At 69.5% G+C, this 15,152-nt stretch carries 19 protein-coding genes and 1 pseudogene; 14 read left to right on the forward strand and 6 right to left on the reverse strand.

The features are described 5' to 3' along the window. Nucleotides 1-141: 141 nt before the first annotated feature. A pseudogene (locus ACIRYZ_RS45230) lies at nucleotides 142-267 on the reverse strand (IS5/IS1182 family transposase); the annotation flags it as partial. Between the two features lie 639 nt (nucleotides 268-906). Between ACIRYZ_RS45230 and ACIRYZ_RS45235 the strand changes: the two are divergent. The 3 genes from ACIRYZ_RS45235 to ACIRYZ_RS45245 are packed head-to-tail and all read left to right on the forward strand — an operon-like array spanning nucleotide 907 to nucleotide 3,463. Further along, nucleotides 907-1,560, forward strand: a complete 654-nt coding sequence (locus ACIRYZ_RS45235; protein WP_402955175.1) for a TetR/AcrR family transcriptional regulator — start codon at nucleotides 907-909, stop codon at nucleotides 1,558-1,560. A gap of 41 nt (nucleotides 1,561-1,601) precedes the next feature. Further along, nucleotides 1,602-2,195 carry a VC0807 family protein gene (locus ACIRYZ_RS45240; RefSeq protein WP_402955178.1) on the forward strand — a complete coding sequence of 198 codons (594 nt, stop codon included), beginning with the start codon at nucleotides 1,602-1,604 and terminating at the stop codon, nucleotides 2,193-2,195. Between the two features lie 17 nt (nucleotides 2,196-2,212). Next, nucleotides 2,213-3,463, forward strand: a complete 1,251-nt coding sequence (locus ACIRYZ_RS45245) for an alpha/beta hydrolase family protein (protein ID WP_402955181.1) — start codon at nucleotides 2,213-2,215, stop codon at nucleotides 3,461-3,463. A gap of 58 nt (nucleotides 3,464-3,521) precedes the next feature. Here the strand turns inward: ACIRYZ_RS45245 and ACIRYZ_RS45250 are convergent, their stop codons facing one another. The 3 genes from ACIRYZ_RS45250 to ACIRYZ_RS45260 all read right to left on the reverse strand — a co-directional run bounded on the left by ACIRYZ_RS45250 (nucleotide 3,522) and on the right by ACIRYZ_RS45260 (nucleotide 5,320). Next, nucleotides 3,522-4,328: an alpha/beta fold hydrolase gene (locus ACIRYZ_RS45250; protein ID WP_402955184.1), complete on the reverse strand. Its 807-nt coding sequence runs from the start codon at nucleotides 4,326-4,328 to the stop codon at nucleotides 3,522-3,524. 98 nt (nucleotides 4,329-4,426) lie between these two features. Beyond that, a complete protein-coding gene (locus ACIRYZ_RS45255; RefSeq protein WP_402955187.1) occupies nucleotides 4,427-4,717 on the reverse strand; it encodes a DUF4287 domain-containing protein in 291 nt (96 codons plus the stop codon). A 54-nt stretch (nucleotides 4,718-4,771) separates the two neighbouring features. Next, entirely contained in the window at nucleotides 4,772-5,320 is a 549-nt protein-coding gene (locus tag ACIRYZ_RS45260) for a dihydrofolate reductase family protein (protein ID WP_402955190.1), read from the reverse strand. A 118-nt stretch (nucleotides 5,321-5,438) separates the two neighbouring features. Between ACIRYZ_RS45260 and ACIRYZ_RS45265 the strand changes: the two genes are divergently transcribed. Further along, a complete protein-coding gene (locus ACIRYZ_RS45265; protein ID WP_402955193.1) occupies nucleotides 5,439-6,065 on the forward strand; it encodes a TetR/AcrR family transcriptional regulator in 627 nt (208 codons plus the stop codon). Nucleotides 6,066-6,625: 560 nt separating this feature from the next. On the opposite strand, the gene ACIRYZ_RS45270 is transcribed toward ACIRYZ_RS45265, so the two are convergent. Together ACIRYZ_RS45270 and ACIRYZ_RS45275 are read right to left on the reverse strand one after the other, a co-directional pair. Then, nucleotides 6,626-9,319: a glycosyl hydrolase gene (locus tag ACIRYZ_RS45270; RefSeq protein ID WP_402955196.1), complete on the reverse strand. Its 2,694-nt coding sequence runs from the start codon at nucleotides 9,317-9,319 to the stop codon at nucleotides 6,626-6,628. A 182-nt stretch (nucleotides 9,320-9,501) separates the two neighbouring features. Further along, nucleotides 9,502-10,221 carry a rhomboid-like protein gene (locus ACIRYZ_RS45275; RefSeq protein ID WP_402955199.1) on the reverse strand — a complete coding sequence of 240 codons (720 nt, stop codon included), beginning with the start codon at nucleotides 10,219-10,221 and terminating at the stop codon, nucleotides 9,502-9,504. Nucleotides 10,222-10,493: 272 nt separating this feature from the next. Here ACIRYZ_RS45275 and ACIRYZ_RS45280 point away from each other — a divergent pair, with 272 nt between their 5' ends. From ACIRYZ_RS45280 to ACIRYZ_RS45325, 10 genes are all read left to right on the forward strand, one after another. Further along, nucleotides 10,494-10,730 (forward strand): hypothetical protein, encoded by a 237-nt coding sequence (locus ACIRYZ_RS45280; RefSeq protein WP_402955202.1) that lies wholly within the window; start codon nucleotides 10,494-10,496, stop codon nucleotides 10,728-10,730. 2 nt (nucleotides 10,731-10,732) lie between these two features. Further along, nucleotides 10,733-11,110, forward strand: coding sequence for a recombinase family protein (locus tag ACIRYZ_RS45285; protein WP_402955228.1), 378 nt, complete (start codon nucleotides 10,733-10,735; stop codon nucleotides 11,108-11,110). Next, nucleotides 11,107-11,292, forward strand: a complete 186-nt coding sequence (locus tag ACIRYZ_RS45290) for a hypothetical protein (RefSeq protein ID WP_402955205.1) — start codon at nucleotides 11,107-11,109, stop codon at nucleotides 11,290-11,292. The genes ACIRYZ_RS45285 and ACIRYZ_RS45290 overlap by 4 nt, the downstream gene beginning before the upstream one ends. Beyond that, entirely contained in the window at nucleotides 11,289-11,585 is a 297-nt protein-coding gene (locus ACIRYZ_RS45295; protein ID WP_402955208.1) for a hypothetical protein, read from the forward strand. Before ACIRYZ_RS45290 ends, ACIRYZ_RS45295 begins: the two co-directional genes overlap by 4 nt. Continuing rightward, nucleotides 11,582-12,121: a DUF6221 family protein gene (locus ACIRYZ_RS45300; protein ID WP_402955211.1), complete on the forward strand. Its 540-nt coding sequence runs from the start codon at nucleotides 11,582-11,584 to the stop codon at nucleotides 12,119-12,121. Before ACIRYZ_RS45295 ends, ACIRYZ_RS45300 begins: the two co-directional genes overlap by 4 nt. Then, a complete protein-coding gene (locus tag ACIRYZ_RS45305; protein WP_402955214.1) occupies nucleotides 12,118-12,312 on the forward strand; it encodes a hypothetical protein in 195 nt (64 codons plus the stop codon). The genes ACIRYZ_RS45300 and ACIRYZ_RS45305 overlap by 4 nt, the downstream gene beginning before the upstream one ends. A 74-nt stretch (nucleotides 12,313-12,386) precedes the next feature. Further along, the gene (locus tag ACIRYZ_RS45310) at nucleotides 12,387-12,914 is read left to right on the forward strand and encodes a hypothetical protein (RefSeq protein ID WP_402955217.1); all 528 of its coding nucleotides are present in this window, start codon (nucleotides 12,387-12,389) and stop codon (nucleotides 12,912-12,914) included. Nucleotides 12,915-13,133: 219 nt separating this feature from the next. After that, nucleotides 13,134-13,421, forward strand: coding sequence for a hypothetical protein (locus ACIRYZ_RS45315; protein ID WP_402955219.1), 288 nt, complete (start codon nucleotides 13,134-13,136; stop codon nucleotides 13,419-13,421). A gap of 39 nt (nucleotides 13,422-13,460) precedes the next feature. Next, nucleotides 13,461-13,826, forward strand: coding sequence for a GIY-YIG nuclease family protein (locus tag ACIRYZ_RS45320; protein WP_402955222.1), 366 nt, complete (start codon nucleotides 13,461-13,463; stop codon nucleotides 13,824-13,826). 282 nt (nucleotides 13,827-14,108) lie between these two features. Beyond that, nucleotides 14,109-14,960, forward strand: coding sequence for an NERD domain-containing protein (locus tag ACIRYZ_RS45325; RefSeq protein ID WP_402955225.1), 852 nt, complete (start codon nucleotides 14,109-14,111; stop codon nucleotides 14,958-14,960). Nucleotides 14,961-15,152: the final 192 nt, after the last annotated feature.

The raw sequence follows: 15,152 nt of genomic DNA on the forward strand, positions 1-15,152 counted from the left end.
GGTCAGCACCCCGGAACAACCACGCCAGCCGAACCCTCGCCGTGGCGGCGGGATTCCGGCCCGTGCGCCAAGAGGTGGCGTACTGGGCGGGCCCGCCCCTTCCCATCTGACAGCGCGCGTTCGGCAAGGCACCGGGCTCTCCAGCACGGGTATGAACTGGCTGCAGTCCGCCCTCTGCCCTGGTGTGACGATCAGGGACAGCGGGCGGCAGCAGCCATTCGCGTTCAGGTGGATCTTGCTGGTGAACCCGCCCCGCGAGCGGCCCAGGCCCTCACCTCCACCAGCCGGGCGACGAGGCTCTGCCACAGTGTCTCGTCCTGGTGTTCTTCCGGCCCATCCCCCTTTGAGGAGAGAGCCGGTGGCGGATCGGTCCGAGCGCCGGCCGCGTGCTGGTGGGCGCGCACGATGGCTGATGCGGGTGTACGGGGCGCCTGTGGTCGGGGGCGACGCCGCTGCCAGGCCTGATGGTCAATCAGATCCGGTCAGCAAGCGGTCAGCATAAGTACGAGCAGACTCTGCCTTACGAGCTCACACATGAGACTCACTCGCTCTCGGGATCGCGCGGCTGCGAGAGCGCCGGCGGGACCTTCTACGGCCCCTTTTCGCTGACTGCAGCCGACCGCCCGACGCCCGCCGAAGAGCTACCAGTGCGGCGCAGCATCTGACATCTCTGCACCCATGAGGGTCGGGCCTCGCCGGGATCGATTGGGCGCAGCCGGCCGACACCGGCTTCTTCCAGCCCGTCCTGATCGCCCGGGCGCCCTTGCACCCCTGACAGCGCTGGCACCCCTGACACCCCTGACACCGCCGGCACTGCTGGCGCTCCGCCCCGTCGTAGGTCCGTAGCCGGACACGGCGGGGTCATCTTTCGCCCGCCGATTTGCCGACCCGTGTTACTTTTTACTCATGCGAGTAAATCCTCACGGCGCAAGTGCCGCCGACGCTCCTCCGACCGGCGGCCGGAGCTTCACCACCGACGCCCGACGCGTCCAGATCGTCGCCGCCACGATCGGAACCGTCGCCGAACTCGGCTACGCCCGAGCCTCGTTCGCGCAGATCGCCAAGCGGGCAAAGCTCTCCAGCGTGCGACTGATCTCGTACCACTTCGACGACAAGGAGGACCTCTTCCAGGCCGTCGTCGACACCGTCCAGGAGCAGGTGCGGGTCTTCATGCAGCCTCGCATCCGCGCCCACCGCGAACCGGGCGCGATGCTGGCCGCCTACATCGAGGCCAACCTGGAGTTCATGGCCGACCACCCGGTCGAGATGCGCGCGCTGGTGGACGTCCTCGCCAATGCCCGCCGCGAGGACGGCACCCCGCTGGTCAGCACGGCCGGCTTCGACACCCCTGCCGCCCTGCTGGTGCAACACCTGCGGGAGGGCCAGCACAGCGGCGCCTTCCGCTCGTTCGACGCCGAGGCGATGGCCACCGCGATCCGCGCCTCGATCGACGCGGCCGCCAACCGGCTCGCCGTCGGCGGCGACTTCGACCCGCGCGCCTACGGACGCGAGCTGGTCACGCTGTTCGACCTCGCGACCAGGCACGAGGCCGCGTCATGACCGTCCATGCCGCTCCCCGCCGGACCACGGCCTTCTTACCCTTGCTGCTCGACCTCCTCCTGCCGCTCGGCCTCTACTACGGACTGCGTCTCACCGGTGTGGACCAGTGGTGGGCCCTGCTCTGGTCGGCCGCGATACCGGCGGCCACCGTCGTCGTCCGGCTGGTCCGCACCCGCCGGGTCGACTTCCTCGCCCTGCTGATCCTCAGCATGATCGGGCTCGGGCTGGTCCTCTCCGTGCTCACCGGAGACCCGCGCACCCTGCTGATCCGCGAAGCCTGGACAGGCGTGCTCGGCGGACTGATCGGCGTCTGGCTGCTCGCCTCGGTCGGCTACGGGCGCCCGGCCCTGATGGTCGTCTTCCGCTCGTTCGTCCAGCTCAAGGCCGGTGAGGACGGGCTGCGCGCCTGGGCGGGCCGCTGGGACCAGGACGCCGCCTTCCGCCGCGGCCTGCGGGTCCTCACCACGGTGTGGGGCGCGGCCAGCCTGCTCAACGCACTCGCCCAACTCGCCTTCGCCTACCTGCTGCCCGTCGACGCCGCCCCAGCGGCCATGCACGCCTGCTGGCCGGTCATCGCCGTACCGCTGTTCCTCTTCCACCTCGCGTACACCAAACGCCACGGCCTGCGGGCCTGACCGGAACGGACCCTCCCGTGACCACCACCGCCGCCGCCGACCGCTTACTGCTCTTCCCCGAACCCAACCTCGACCTCCAGACCCGCGCGGCCCTGGGCGCCACCGCCTACCGCCTCGCCGAGGCCGGCGAAGTCGTGGCCGCCGTCGACCGCATCAACCGGGCCGGCCTGTCCGGCCGGACCTACCACGAGGAGTTCCTCGCCCTCGGCCGCCGCACCGCTGCCGCCGCCGAATCCGCCCTGGGTTCCGGCCGTTCAACGACCGCCCGCGACGGCTACCTGCGCGCCGCCAAGTACCTCTCCCTGGCGCTGTTCTCCGTCCTCGGCAGCGCCCGGCCCGCCGACGAACCGGCCGTCTTCGCCGAGATGCAGGCCTGCTGGCACCGCGCCGGCGAACTCCTCGACCCGCCCGTGCGGCGGCTGCGCATCCCGTACGGGGACCTCGGACTGCCCGCCCACCTCCTCACTCCCCCGGGCCGGCCCCGGCGTCGCCCCACCCTCGTCCTGGTCAACGGCAGTGACGCCCAGAGCATCGACCTCTACGCCTTCGGAGCCTGCGCGGCGGTCGAACGCGGCTGGAACGCCCTGATCTTGGAAGGCCCCGGCCAGGGCAGCCTGCTGTTCGAGCACGGCATCCCGTTCCGTCCCGACTGGGAACACGTCATCCGCCCCGTCATCGACCACCTCCTCCGCTCGCCGCTGGTCGACCCCGACCGGATCGCCATGGCCGGCTGGAGCATGAGCGGCATCCTCGCCATCCGGGCCGCCGCCTTCGAACCCCGCCTCGCCGCCGTGGTCGCCGACCCCGGTGCCGTGGACAACTGGCTAGCCTGGCCCGATATCTGGCGCCGCCTGGCCGACGGTCCCGACCGCGAGACCGTCAACCGCCAGTGGCAGCGGACCGTCCTCCCGGACCTCGGCCCCGCCACCCCACTGCTCGCCAAGCGCGCTGAGATCTTCGGCCCCCGGTTCCTCCGCGACGCCCGCGCCGGCCGGGCACCCCAGGATCTCTGGCAACTCGCCCACACCATCCGCCGGTTCCGTTGCGACGACGTGGCCCACCTGGTGGCTTGCCCCACCCTGGTTCTCGGCTACGAGGACGAGTCCCTCATCCCCGGCCAGGACACCCTGCTCTACGACCTCCTCCGCTGTCCCAAACAGCACACCGTCCTCACCACGGCCCAGGGCGCCGGCGACCACTGCGCCCCGATGGCACCGCAGGTGCGCAACGGCATCGTGCTCGACTGGCTGGAGCACACCCTGGCTTGACGCCCTCCTACCGTGGGGCGGCCCCGATCGGGCCGCCCTGCTACGGCCGGAGTGTCCCTCAGCGCACGGCGACCCGTTCGAGGAAGTCCTGAAGCACCTGGCAGAGGATCTCGGGGTGTTCCAGGTGGACGTCGTGCCCCGCCGCCGGGACACTCATGGCCACCACCCCGGGGCGCCGTTGGAGCATGGCCTCCGTCTCGTGCGGGGGGATGATGCCCGATTGACCCAGGACGACCAGCGTCGGGCAGGCGATACTCGTCCACTCGTCCCAGAAGGAACGCCGGGCATTCTCCGTCAGCGCTTCTACCATCACGTCACGGTCGAAGCGCGGCCACCAGCCGCCGCCTCGCTCTTCCAGGCCCGCCGCCCAGCCCTCGCCGACAGCGCCGCCGCCGAAGAACTCGACGGCGGCCCGGCGCGAGGGGAACGGCGTCGGCCACGCGTCGAGCGCTGCGCCGATCTCGGCCTGCACGGTCGGGTTGGGGCCGCCTGGTCCCGCCTCGACGAGGACGAGCCCGCCCAGCAGATCGGGGTGCGCGGCGGCGGTGAGCATGGCGGTGTGGCCGCCCAGCGACTGCCCCACCAGGACCGGCCGGTGCAAGTCGAGACGTTCGATGACAACGGCGGCGTCGGCGACGTACGCGGCGCGGGAGACATCACCCGGTCGGCGCTCGCTCGCGCCGTGGCCGCGCTGGTCGACGGCGACGACCCGGTGACGGCGGCTCAGGTTCCGGGCGAGGGAGTCCCATTCGCCCGCGTGGCCGGCCAGTCCGTGCAGCAGGACGACCGGGGGTCCCGATCCGCCCCAGTCGCGGCAGGAGATGCGGACGCCCTCGCGTACCACGGTGTGCTCGGTCCAGGTCATGCCGGGTTCTCCAGGAGTTGGGCGCAATCGGCGGGATGGTGGGCTCGCGGGCACCGAACGACCTGCGCCGCCGTCGCCCGGCGCTGCCGCGCGTCGCCTCAGGAGGGACGCGTCGCCTTGCCGTCGAGCCAGAGGGTGTCGGAGTCGTCGCGGTGCGAGCCGGTCGTGCCGACGTGCTTCGCGTCGATGCGAGGGCCGTGCTTGATGACGTGCACCAGCGCCATGCCGTGGCCGCGCCCCAGGCCGTACTCATCCTTGAGCCACGCAAGGATGGTCCCCGCCTTGGTGGACGGGGCGTCGAAGTCACGCTCCTTCGCCAGCGCGATGAAGGCGCGGGGGGTCAGGCCCGTCTTGGTCTCGATGGTGTCCAGGTACGCCTGAAACGACATATTCTTCCTCTTGTCCGATGATCGGTGGCTGGAATCCGGGGCCCGCCGGGCGGGTCAGGCGGGCTGGTAGGTCAGGTCCAGCACGCCGGTGGAGAAGGTGGCCGAGGCGGTGAGCCGCAGGGGGACCCGGCCCGTGCCCTCGGGGAACAGTCGCTTGCCGGTGCCCAGCACGAGCGGGTGCACCAGGAGCCGCAGTTCGTCGAGGAGGCCCGCTTCCAGGAGGGTCCGGGTCAGCATGATGCTGCCGGAGAGGTTGATGTTCCCGCCCGGCTGCCGCTTGAGGTCCTTGAGGAAGGTGATGACGTCGCCGTCGATGACGGTGGTGTTGTTCCAGTGGGCCTCGCGCAGGGTGGTCGAGGCGACCAGCTTGCGGATGCCGTTGAGCGCGTCCGCCATCGGGCCGGTCTGCTCGGGCCAGACCGCGGCGAACGCCTCATAGGTCAGACGTCCCATCAACAGGGTGTCCGCTCCGGCCTGCATCTGGGCGAGGGCCGCGCCCATCTCCTCGTTCAGGTAAGGGAAGTGCCACTGTTCCGGCGATTCCGCCACACCGTCCAGTGACACGAACAGCCCCGCCACGATCTTTCGTCCTGCGGTCGCCATGACCAATCCCCCTCTTCGATGGCGCGGGTCGGCTCCCACAGCGCCAGTACTGGACTGTACAGTACTCATCTGAGTACTGGTCAGTCCAGTACTCTTCGAACTCATCAAGGAGGTAGACATGCAAACACCCGAGGACGGCCGCACGGCCCGCAAGCGCAAGGCGATCATGGAGGCCGCCACCGAGCTGTTCCTACGCAAGGGGTACCCGGGCACCAGCATGGACGAGATCGCCGCGACGGCCGCGGTGTCCAAGCAGACCGTGTACAAGCAGTTCAAGGACAAGGAAACGCTGTTCGGCGCCATCATCCTCAACGCCAGCAGCAAGGTCGGCCTGTTCGTCGATGCCATCGACGCACTGCGCGACACCGATGACCTCGATCAGGACCTGACCGGACTCGCCCGGCGCTACATCACCACCGTCATCCAGCCCGAAGGACTGCAACTGCGCCGGCTGCTCATCGCGGAGGCCGACCGCTTCCCCGAGGTGGCGGCCGACTACTACCGGCGCGCGCCCGAGCGGACCATCGCCGCCCTGGCGGCCTGCTTCCAGCACCTCGCGGCACGCGGGCTGCTGCGACTGGACGATCCGGTGCTCGCCGCCGGTCACTTCGCATGGCTCGTCCTGGCCACCCCCATGGACCGCGCCATGTTCTTCGGCCACGACGACAACCAGACCCCGGCCGGACTCGAACGGCTGGCCGACGAGGGTGTGCGGGTGTTCCTCGCCGCGTACTCAGCTCGCTAGGCGGTCGGGCGACGCGGTCTTCGTGGGACGGGGAGTGAGCTGGGCACGAAAGGTTGCGGCGGTACCGGCAGACAGCCGCATCACCCCAGCCCCTGCCGAGCGGGTCAGCCCTCCGGGACTTACCTGACAGTGGGGGCCACCGGCCATTCAGCCGATCGGCGTGAGCGCTTCGCGGATGCCTACCGGAGACTAGGAAGTCCTGAGGTGACGCCCGGTAGGTCGGCGGAAGTTCGAGCATCGGACCTTGATGCTCCGGAGCCCTGCCTGCCCTGTCGCCGCTCTAGCACCCCGGAAAGGTGGACATCGTGATCCTCACCGAGTTCATTGAGTTCTTGCTCTGCCATGTCCTGGAGCGTTTTCCCTTCTAGGATTCCGATCAACTCTTCAGGTGCGGCCCTGTCTGCCATAACTCGGCGCTGGCCGTGCGAGTGGCGCGGGTCAAGCGCTGCACCGGGTTCCTTCCACGTTTCCGCTCATGGCCCGCCCACGGGAGCCCCACAACGCAGGTGCCCGGCCTGCTCGTTGAGCGCAGGCCGGGCACCGGTCAGATCACTGGCTGGTCAGTGCTGGTTGTCGTTGTCCTCGTCCAGCTCACGCGGGTTGATCGACCAGATGCCGCGCCCGAAGGTAGCGGCATAGAGGCGGCCGTCCGGGCCGGTCTTGAGCTGCTGCACCGAGTTGGTGGGCAGGTTGCGGCCGAGCACCGAGAAGTCGGTCTCGCCCGGCGCGCGGTAGAAGGCGGCGAGGTCGGTGCCCAGCGCCAGCCCGCCGTTCGGCAGGATCTTGACCGAAGTCGCTGGGACGTCGGGCAGGTTGGCTGAGACGTCGGTCCAGGTGGCGCCGCCGTCGTGGGTCTCGAAGAGGTGGCCGTTGCCCGCGCCGGGGCCCTCGGTCCAGGTCCGCGAGAAGCCGTTGATCGCGACGAACACGTGCTGGGCGTCGTTCTCGTCCACGGCGAACGAGCTGATGTAGCGGTTCGGCAGGGTGCCGTCGACCGGCAGGTTCAGCTGGTGCCAGCCGGTGCCGTCGGTCTTGCCGACCGCGATGCCACGGCTGAAGCCCTGGTTGTTGCACGGGCCGCACCAGCCCGCGTACACCGTGCCGTTGACCGTCGCGACCGCCGTGGCGACGTGGCCGGCGCCCAGGTCGTACGCGCTGGTCCACTCGCTGCCGCTGCGGATCGCGTAGCCCTTGTGCTGGACCCAGACGTGCCGGCCGCCGGCGATCCAGGTGTTGGTGTCCTTCGGGTCGCTGGTGATCGGCGCGATGAAGCGGGCGGAGTTGGTGTCCTTGTCCGGCGGGGCGACCTCGAAGGAGGTGGCCTTGCTCGGGTCCTTCGTCCAGCTGCCGTCGTTCACCGCGCAGTTCTGGGTGACCCACATGTCGAGGTAGACGTACTCCTCGGCGATGTTGCAGCCGTTGTTCGGGTCGACCAGGGTGTCGCCGCCGTCGCCGCCGAAGTTGGAGCCCATCACCTTGTCGTGGGCGCGCAGGATCGACTCGCCGTTGTCCTGCAGGCCGCCGCTGACGATGACGCCCTTGCCGGAGCGGTCCGCCGGGTCCTTGCCGATGCCGACCGAGTAGTACTGCAGGGTGTCCATGGTGCCGTCGTTGAGCGGCGTCCAGTCCTTGCCGTGGCCCCAGGCGTCCAACTGCCCGTTGCCCGGGCGCTTGTAGATGCCACCGTCGTTGCCGACGTAGACGTTGACCTTGCCCTGGTAGCTGCCGAAGGCGACGGCGTGCTGGTCGGAGTGGGTGGTGGGCGAGCAGTCACCGGTCTGCTTGGCCGGGTCGATGCTCCAGCACGGGAAGCCGTTGTTCCAGTACGGCCCCACGGTGGCCCACTTGGCGCCGCCGTCGGTGGTCTCGAAGACCTCCTCCAGGCCCGCGTAGACGTGGTCCGGGTTGGCCGGGTCCACCTGGAGGGACTGGTTGTACCAGGACTGGATGCCCGGCTGGTAGCCCGGGTCCTGGAGGGCGGAGCCCGATCCCTTGAGCTTGTCCTTGTCCGCGATCAGCGTCCACGGACCTGACGGCGAACCGGACTTGGAGACGTAGATGCCCTTGAGGCCGGTGTCCGGGTTGTGCGCCATCACGTCCGGCGACTGGTCGATCGCGTAGTAGCGCGAGCCGTCCGCCGACCGCGCGAAGGTCACGTTGCCGACGTTCGCCGCGTCCGTCGGCAGGTCACCGAGCGACGAGACCCGCTGCCAACTGCCGTCCGCCGCCTTGCTGTAGAAACCGTTGTAGGTGTCGCCGCCACGCCAGCCGACCGCCAGGACCGCCTTGGACGGGTCCTTGGGGTCGATCGCGATGTCGTTGGCGATGTTCTTGTACGGCGCGCTCGGGTCGCCGGCCTTCGAACCACCCGGCAGGTACTCGGGGTTGGGCGCGAACTCCAGCGTCCACGGCCCCGACAGGTCCGTGGTCGAGTGGCTCCACACACCCCGGCTGGTCGCCGCCCACACCCTGCCGCCGCCGAAACGCAGCGCGTGGATGATCGTCGACTCCAGCTCGGCCCCACCGACCCGGTTCCCGGGCTGGAACTTGCCGTGCTTCGGGTCGGACAGCAGGTAGACGCCGGTTCCGACGTACGAGGTGGCGCCGGTGTTCGACTCGCCGGTGGCGTACCAGAGCCGCCCGCCCTCGTCCAGGTTCAGCGTGCCCGTCGACAGCGTCGGCAGCTTGTCCGCGATCGGCTCCCAGTTCCCGCCGCCCGTCCGGGAGCGGAAAACACCGCCGTTGGCGCCACCGGCGTAGACGTAACCGTCGCTGTCCGCCGCGATGCCGGTGATCCGGCCGGACACCAGCCCGGCGCCACCGGCGGAGTTGGAGTTGACGTCGCGGTAGCGCGGGTCGTCGGAGTTGTACGGCTTGTCGGTGACGTGGTCCCAGTGCCCGTCCGTGTGCGGCATGGACTGCAGCTGCGACCAGGCCGCGCCGTAGGCGCCCGGCGCGACCACGCCGGGCGCGGTGCGGGCCTCGGTGTACTGGGCGACGCCCTCGGCGGAGTTCTCCGCCTCGCCGCCGCCGTCCCCGGCCTCCGTCTCGGCCTTGGGACTGAAGGTCGAGAGGGCGCTCTTGCCCTGGACCTTCTGGGCGTGCTGCTTTCCGATGTCCGCCTGGTGCCGCACCTGCCAGGGCTGCGGTGTCGGCGGCGCGGACGGCGCGGCGAGCGCCTGGGTGGTGGTCAGTCCGACGGCGGTGAGCGTGACGGCGCTCAACAACAGCCGTCGTCGTTGCCTGGTGGGCACGAGTGCGGTCCTCCCCTGTGGCCGGCCACGCGGTCGCGCGGCCCCGGCGAAACAGGGGGTAAGCCTGGCCGGTCAGCCCGGCCTGGGGAAGGTCAACACGGTAAGAAGCGGGTAAGGGCCCTACTGTTTCGAACAGTTGGCATTCACCGAATACCCTGGGGCAGACCGCATCTGATGACCGATCACTTCCTGCGGATCCGCCGCCGGAGCCCCCGCACCGAGGCGACCGGATCGAAGACCCCCGGCCGGTCCCGGGTCAGCGGATAGCAGGCGAGCCCGATCAGCACCGCGCTCAGGTGCCCGATGCTGGTGTAGTCCCGGCTCTGGTGCGCACGCACGCCGTAGACGATGAGCACCCCGGCCAGGTAGAGGTACCGCCAGGGCCGCACGACCAGGTAGGTGAGCACCCCGATCACCCCGGCGAGCGCGTAACTGACGCCGTAGTCGAGCGTGTAGACGGCCTTCGGCGCGGCGAGGCCACGGTGGATCGCCCACCCGAGGACGCCCTCGCTGAGGTACGTCGCCCCGACGTGCGCCAGCATCGCCACCGAGATCCAGCGCAGCGTGCCGAGCCAGCGCTCGGCGGGCACGTGGAAGATGTTGTAGAGCGCGAAGTAGCTCAGCCATCCGCCACCCGCGATCCACAGCGCACTGGTCGCCAGCACCCGGACCGGCGAGACCCGAAGGTGGTGCAGGTTGGTCGAGCGCCGCTCCAGGATGCGGTCGGCGGTCGCGGTGTCGACGTGGCGGATCACCTGGGTGGTGATCAGCAGGATCGCCAGCCAGACGTAGGTACCGGGGGCGCACCGCACATAGGCCCACGCCGCACGGGCCGCACGGGCCGCGCGAGCCCACCAGCGCCGCCGGTGCGTCTGGGGCACCTCGGTGGTGCAACCGGACATCGGCGCCTCCTCGACGGTCCCTCCCCACCCTCGCCCGTCCGCACCACCGCCCGCCGCTGCGGCGACCCGTTCGGGTGATCCTGCCCGGGCCCGCACCGGCCCCCACCGGCCCTCCCCGCCCCGGCCGGCCCTCCCCGCCCCGGCCGGCCCTCCCCGCCCCGGCCGGCCTTCCACCGGCGCGGCCACCGTCCCCGACTGACGTAGGCTGGGCCTCCGGCCTCCCGCGGAGTTGCCGGTACCTGAGGAACGAGACAGCAAGGGCGCCAGGCACGATGAGGGACCGCCTCGGAACGACGAGACCGACCGACGCCGTCACCGCCCGACACCCTGCACTCGGAGCCGCCCTCCGCCTGTGGCTCACCACGGTCTACATCGTCCTGCTGACCGTCACCGCCTCCTGGCTGGCCAACCAGAGCCACACCGCGCGGGCCCGGTTCGTCCGGCACAACAGCAGCAACGTCCACCACATGGAGGTGGAGACATTGGCTTACGCATGCTGCTGCCTGTAGAGATGCAGATCCCCCGCCACGCCCCCGGCCCTCAGCACCAGCTGAGGGCATTTCTGTATGCACGGGCCAGTCGGGACATCAAGGGCCGAGGCAGCAGCACCGCCGCCCAGATGACCGAGAACCGGCGCGAAGCTGACGACCGCGGGTGGTTGATCGTCGACGAGTTCATCGACGACAACCGATCGGCGAGCCGTTACGCCAAGAAGAAGCGCGCTCGATTCGCCGACATGGTCGACCGCGTACGGGCGGGCGAGGCTGACGTCATCATCACGTGGGAGAGCAGCCGCCTCCAGCGCGATCTGGAGGTAAACATCGGCACCGAGGACGACGCCGAGCAGTGGGCCGAGGGGCACAAGGCCACCGCCGAGGCCCGGCCGTGACCACGCGGCCGGCCGCAACCAGCGACGCCGAGGCGTTCATCGAGTGGTGGCTCGCCGCCAGCGACGAGGAGCGCCAGCAGTTCGTCGAGGACAGCACACCCCTACCGCAGCCGACCGTCCGGCCGCGCATCCGCAACGTGATCCGCGACCTCGCCGACTACCAGCCCAGGAGCGCCAGATGAACGACGACGAAAACAGCGTCCAGCCCGTCGACATCTCGGCGCGAACCAATGAGGACGGCATCCTGCACGTCACGCTCAGGTGGGGTGGGCGCACCTACCAGGTGCGCGGCCGGGCCGAAGCAAAGATCGAAGAGACGACGTGGCCAGGCGTCCCGGCACAGTGTCGCTTCGACCTGAGCATCACGGATGCGGCGGTCATTGTCACCAGGCACCCGCAGGACCCCGCAGCCTACGAATCGGCGCGCGCCTTCGCGGAGCTGATCGCGGCCCACAGCAAGGCTCCCCGCCGATGAGCGACGTGGTGGCCTGGCTGCGGGAGGAGTTGGACCGCATCGAACAGACCGCGCAGGCGGCTGCCCTGGCGGACGGTCCGGTGTGGACGCACAACCTGGGCGACCGCTGGCTCGTCGAGGGCATGGACGGGCCGGTGATCTACGACGAGGGATCGCCGACGGACGAGCAGGCACAGCACATCGCGCTGTGGGATCCGCAGGCGGTGTTGCGCCGGGTGACGGCGGACCGGCAACTGCTCGACGACCTGCTCTCGGAGCGACACACGGTCGTTGAGGACTGCTGGTACACGTGCCCCGCTGCGACCGAAGAGCACGACGGTGGCGATTGCTGCGACGACGACCGCCGCGGCGGTGCGTGCAACTGTGGCCGGGACGCGCGAGTGGAGCGTCGGGTGCGGTTGCTCGCCGAGGGCTACGGCTGGGGCCGGCATCACCCTGGGGCGTGCTGCCAGTCGTGCTGGGAGGAGGCGGAGGATGGAGCGGGCGTGATGGTGGATGGCTGGTGTTGCTGCCGGGACGGGAGGGAGAACCGGTGAGCCGCGAACTCCGCCACGTCGAGGTGACCATCACCGTCCTCGACTGCGAACATCTCCCCGAGAAAAACGGTCAGCAGATGTACGCCGACGACGTTGTCGACGAGATCCGAGACGTCCTGGCCGCCGCGCTCGCCACCTGGTACCAGCAGCGCGGACACCAACTCCTCGACTACGAACCCGACATCCTGTAGGCGCCCCCAGCCGCGCTACCTCCGAGCCCGCCGCACAGTAGCCCGTCGACCCCGATCTGCGAGAGAATGCCACCGTGGACGAATCCCTCCCCGAGGTTGGCGAACCGCCAATCACCACCAGCGTCGTTCCCGCAGGATTCGTCCGGCTGGAAGGCGCCCTCGACCAGACCGAGATGAGACACGGCACGCTGGTCCGGCACATCCACCCCGTTGTGGCCCGCCGCCTCGCGATCCAACTGCTGAAGGCCGCCGAACAGGCCGACCTAACGACCCGCACGACGTCGACCCCCTCCAACGGCCGCGCAACCAGTAGCCAACCCGCCCATCCCGAGTGCTACCCGGGCCGGCCAGTCCCGCGAGAGGATGAGCACATGACGGGCCAGGATTCCCGAGACGACGTCGTCAGGCCCGCTGCAGTACGCAAGGCGGGTCTGCCCGAGAGCGAACCTGAGCGGTTCCTTGCCAGCGCACGCATACACGGATTCTCCGCCGAGCAGGCAGAGCAGATCCTGGCCGCAGCCTCGACCAGGACGACACGATCGCCGGGCCGCGACCTGTACACGATTGCGTACCAAATGCTGAGCATGGCCTTCCCCTCGTAGCGTGGAGTCGTGACCAGAGGGGAAGTTGAGGGTCATGACGCGGAAGAGGCGCTCGTAGTGCAGTGGGCAGGGTCGCACCAGGTGGGGTGGAGGGTCGCGCTCATGAAGCCCAGGCTAATCGAATCTGTGTTCGAGCAGTGCTCCCAGGTCCCCTTGCAGGAGCCCTTGACTCCGCATGACCGCGCACCGATCCTGGCCACCCCGCCAGGAAGGGTGCACATGACTGTCGAAGTGATCACCAAAGGTGACCTGCCACCCTGCCCCCGCTGCGACCGCACAGTCGCCCTGGTCACCCGCTTCACGCTTCCCGACGGCATCGTCGATCTGCACCTGTGCTGGACCTGCGACACCGGGCCAACCGCGGGTGGCCGCCTGCTCGCCGCCATGGACCTCCCCGGCGAGATCCGGCCCGCAGACCTGTTCAAGGAATTCACCCTGGCGTGGATGCACGAAGGGCTCGCCGCGCAGGGCTGGCAGTACATCCCCCGCAACGATCTGCCGGACTGACCACCAACCTCTGTCAGCAGCCTCTGCGATGCTGCGCCCATGAACTCCGCCGACATCGGCAGCGGTGGCCCCGGCCCCTGCCGCGACTGCGACCAGCACTCCCCCGACCGTTGGCCCGGCGACCGCTGCCGTCCCTGCTGGGAGAAAGTGCTCGCCGAACGCCGGGCCCGTATCGGCTTCGGCCCGACCGCCCTGTATCGGCTATACGATCGCGGCGGCGAGCTTCTGTACATCGGGATCACGACACACCCGGTGCCCCGCTTCCGGGAGCACGCCGCCGAGATGCCGTGGTGGCCCGAGGTCGACGAGGACGCGACGGCGGTGGAGTGGCTGGACTGTGGCTTGAGCTATGCGGCCGAGGCCGAGGCCGCTGCCATCCGGGACGAGTTGCCGCTGTACAACTAGAGCAGCCTGCCTGAAGAGTGGGACGGTCGGCGGTGGAATCTGCGGATTCCACTGGTGCCGCCGCAGTCGTGGACGCTGGACTTCGAGACGGTGGCGGACTATCGGCGGGCGTGGTTCGAGTGGCGGGCGCAGCTGCGGGAGCAGCGAGGGTGACTGCGGGCGAGCAGGGGAGTTCGGTTGTTGCGGCAGACCTGGCAGCGGTCGTCTGTGACAGATGGGCCCCCTGGCCTGGACTGACAATTCAGTGACCGTTTGTCACTTCCCGGTGGCACACTGCCGGGCATGACGACGAACACCTACCGCAGCACACGCACAAACGTCCCTGGAGCCAGCGCCCGCCATCAGGCCGCCCAACTGCGCAAGGACAAGGCCAAGTGGGACGTGGCGCCGCGGCAGAAGCCTTCCACCGAGCTTGTCCCTCGTCGTCCGAGCGTTCGACAGTCCGCTGGTTTTGCCGTAATCGGCGGACTGGCTGGGCTCTACGTCAACGGCTTCGTGGCGTTGGTCTCGGCGGTCGCGGTGTTCGTTGTCGTCAAGAGTTTGGTGGTGGGCCACACGTCGCGGCGGAAGCCGGCACCGCCGCCGAGGATGGGGCAACGCAGCTGGGTTCCTCCGACGCAGAAAGACCTCAGCACGGCGGACAATTACGAGCTCGGAGCCGAGGGCGAGGAGGAGACCGGCCGGATCCTCTCCGTACTGGAGCGCGAGGGCTGGACGATTCTCCATGACCGGCGTATCGAGAACTCGACGGCCAACCTTGATCACATTGCGGTCGGCCCCAGGGGTCAGGTCGTGGTGATCGACTCGAAGAAGCGCCGGCCGGTTGCCGGGGCGGTCCTGCGGCTCTCGCGAGACGGCAATGGGCTTCGCTATGGCGACTTCGACTGGTCGGGGATCGTGTCCGCGGTCCAGGCCGAAGTGCGTCTGGCGCAGGGCGAGATGCTCGTGGAGCCGACGGCCATGGTTGTGGTTCACGGGGTCGAGTTCGGCTCGATGCGCGTGATGCGATGCGGCGGGGTTCTTGTGGTGCATCCGGACAAGCTTGTTGAGCGACTCAGGATGGAGCCCAAGGTCACTGACAAGTCGTGGATTGCAGGTCATCTGGACCGCACGTTCCCGCCCTACCTGGACTGAAGATGTGAGACCGGACATCTGGACTCCCGGGTTCCGCAGGCGTAGGTTCCTCGCCACGAGGGGTCGTCAACCCGGGCACACGCCCCCGCCCGGGCCCCTGTCGGCGACGGGTGAAAACTGACCGCTGATCGGCGGATCAAAGGGGACCCACTTCGCGATCTTCCAATCATCCTGATCTTCATCGAGGGTCAG

The sequence above is a fragment of the Kitasatospora sp. NPDC101155 genome (assembly GCF_044768305.1).
Classification (GTDB): Bacteria; Actinomycetota; Actinomycetes; order Streptomycetales; family Streptomycetaceae; genus Kitasatospora.

Excerpts from the sequence above, each read along its gene's own strand:
- ACIRYZ_RS45295 (WP_402955208.1), top strand. The coding sequence starts at position 11,289 with ATGAACGACGACGAAAACAGCGTCCAGCCCGTCGACATCTCGGCGCGA.
- ACIRYZ_RS45280 (WP_402955202.1), top strand. The coding sequence starts at position 10,494 with ATGAGGGACCGCCTCGGAACGACGAGACCGACCGACGCCGTCACCGCC.
- ACIRYZ_RS45325 (WP_402955225.1), top strand. The coding sequence starts at position 14,109 with ATGACGACGAACACCTACCGCAGCACACGCACAAACGTCCCTGGAGCC.
- ACIRYZ_RS45320 (WP_402955222.1), top strand. The coding sequence starts at position 13,461 with ATGAACTCCGCCGACATCGGCAGCGGTGGCCCCGGCCCCTGCCGCGAC.
- ACIRYZ_RS45275 (WP_402955199.1), bottom strand. The coding sequence starts at position 10,221 with ATGTCCGGTTGCACCACCGAGGTGCCCCAGACGCACCGGCGGCGCTGG.
- ACIRYZ_RS45265 (WP_402955193.1), top strand. The coding sequence starts at position 5,439 with ATGCAAACACCCGAGGACGGCCGCACGGCCCGCAAGCGCAAGGCGATC.
- ACIRYZ_RS45255 (WP_402955187.1), bottom strand. The coding sequence starts at position 4,717 with ATGTCGTTTCAGGCGTACCTGGACACCATCGAGACCAAGACGGGCCTG.
- ACIRYZ_RS45250 (WP_402955184.1), bottom strand. The coding sequence starts at position 4,328 with ATGACCTGGACCGAGCACACCGTGGTACGCGAGGGCGTCCGCATCTCC.
- ACIRYZ_RS45300 (WP_402955211.1), top strand. The coding sequence starts at position 11,582 with ATGAGCGACGTGGTGGCCTGGCTGCGGGAGGAGTTGGACCGCATCGAA.
- ACIRYZ_RS45285 (WP_402955228.1), top strand. The coding sequence starts at position 10,733 with ATGCAGATCCCCCGCCACGCCCCCGGCCCTCAGCACCAGCTGAGGGCA.
- ACIRYZ_RS45235 (WP_402955175.1), top strand. The coding sequence starts at position 907 with ATGCGAGTAAATCCTCACGGCGCAAGTGCCGCCGACGCTCCTCCGACC.
- ACIRYZ_RS45260 (WP_402955190.1), bottom strand. The coding sequence starts at position 5,320 with ATGGCGACCGCAGGACGAAAGATCGTGGCGGGGCTGTTCGTGTCACTG.
- ACIRYZ_RS45315 (WP_402955219.1), top strand. The coding sequence starts at position 13,134 with ATGACTGTCGAAGTGATCACCAAAGGTGACCTGCCACCCTGCCCCCGC.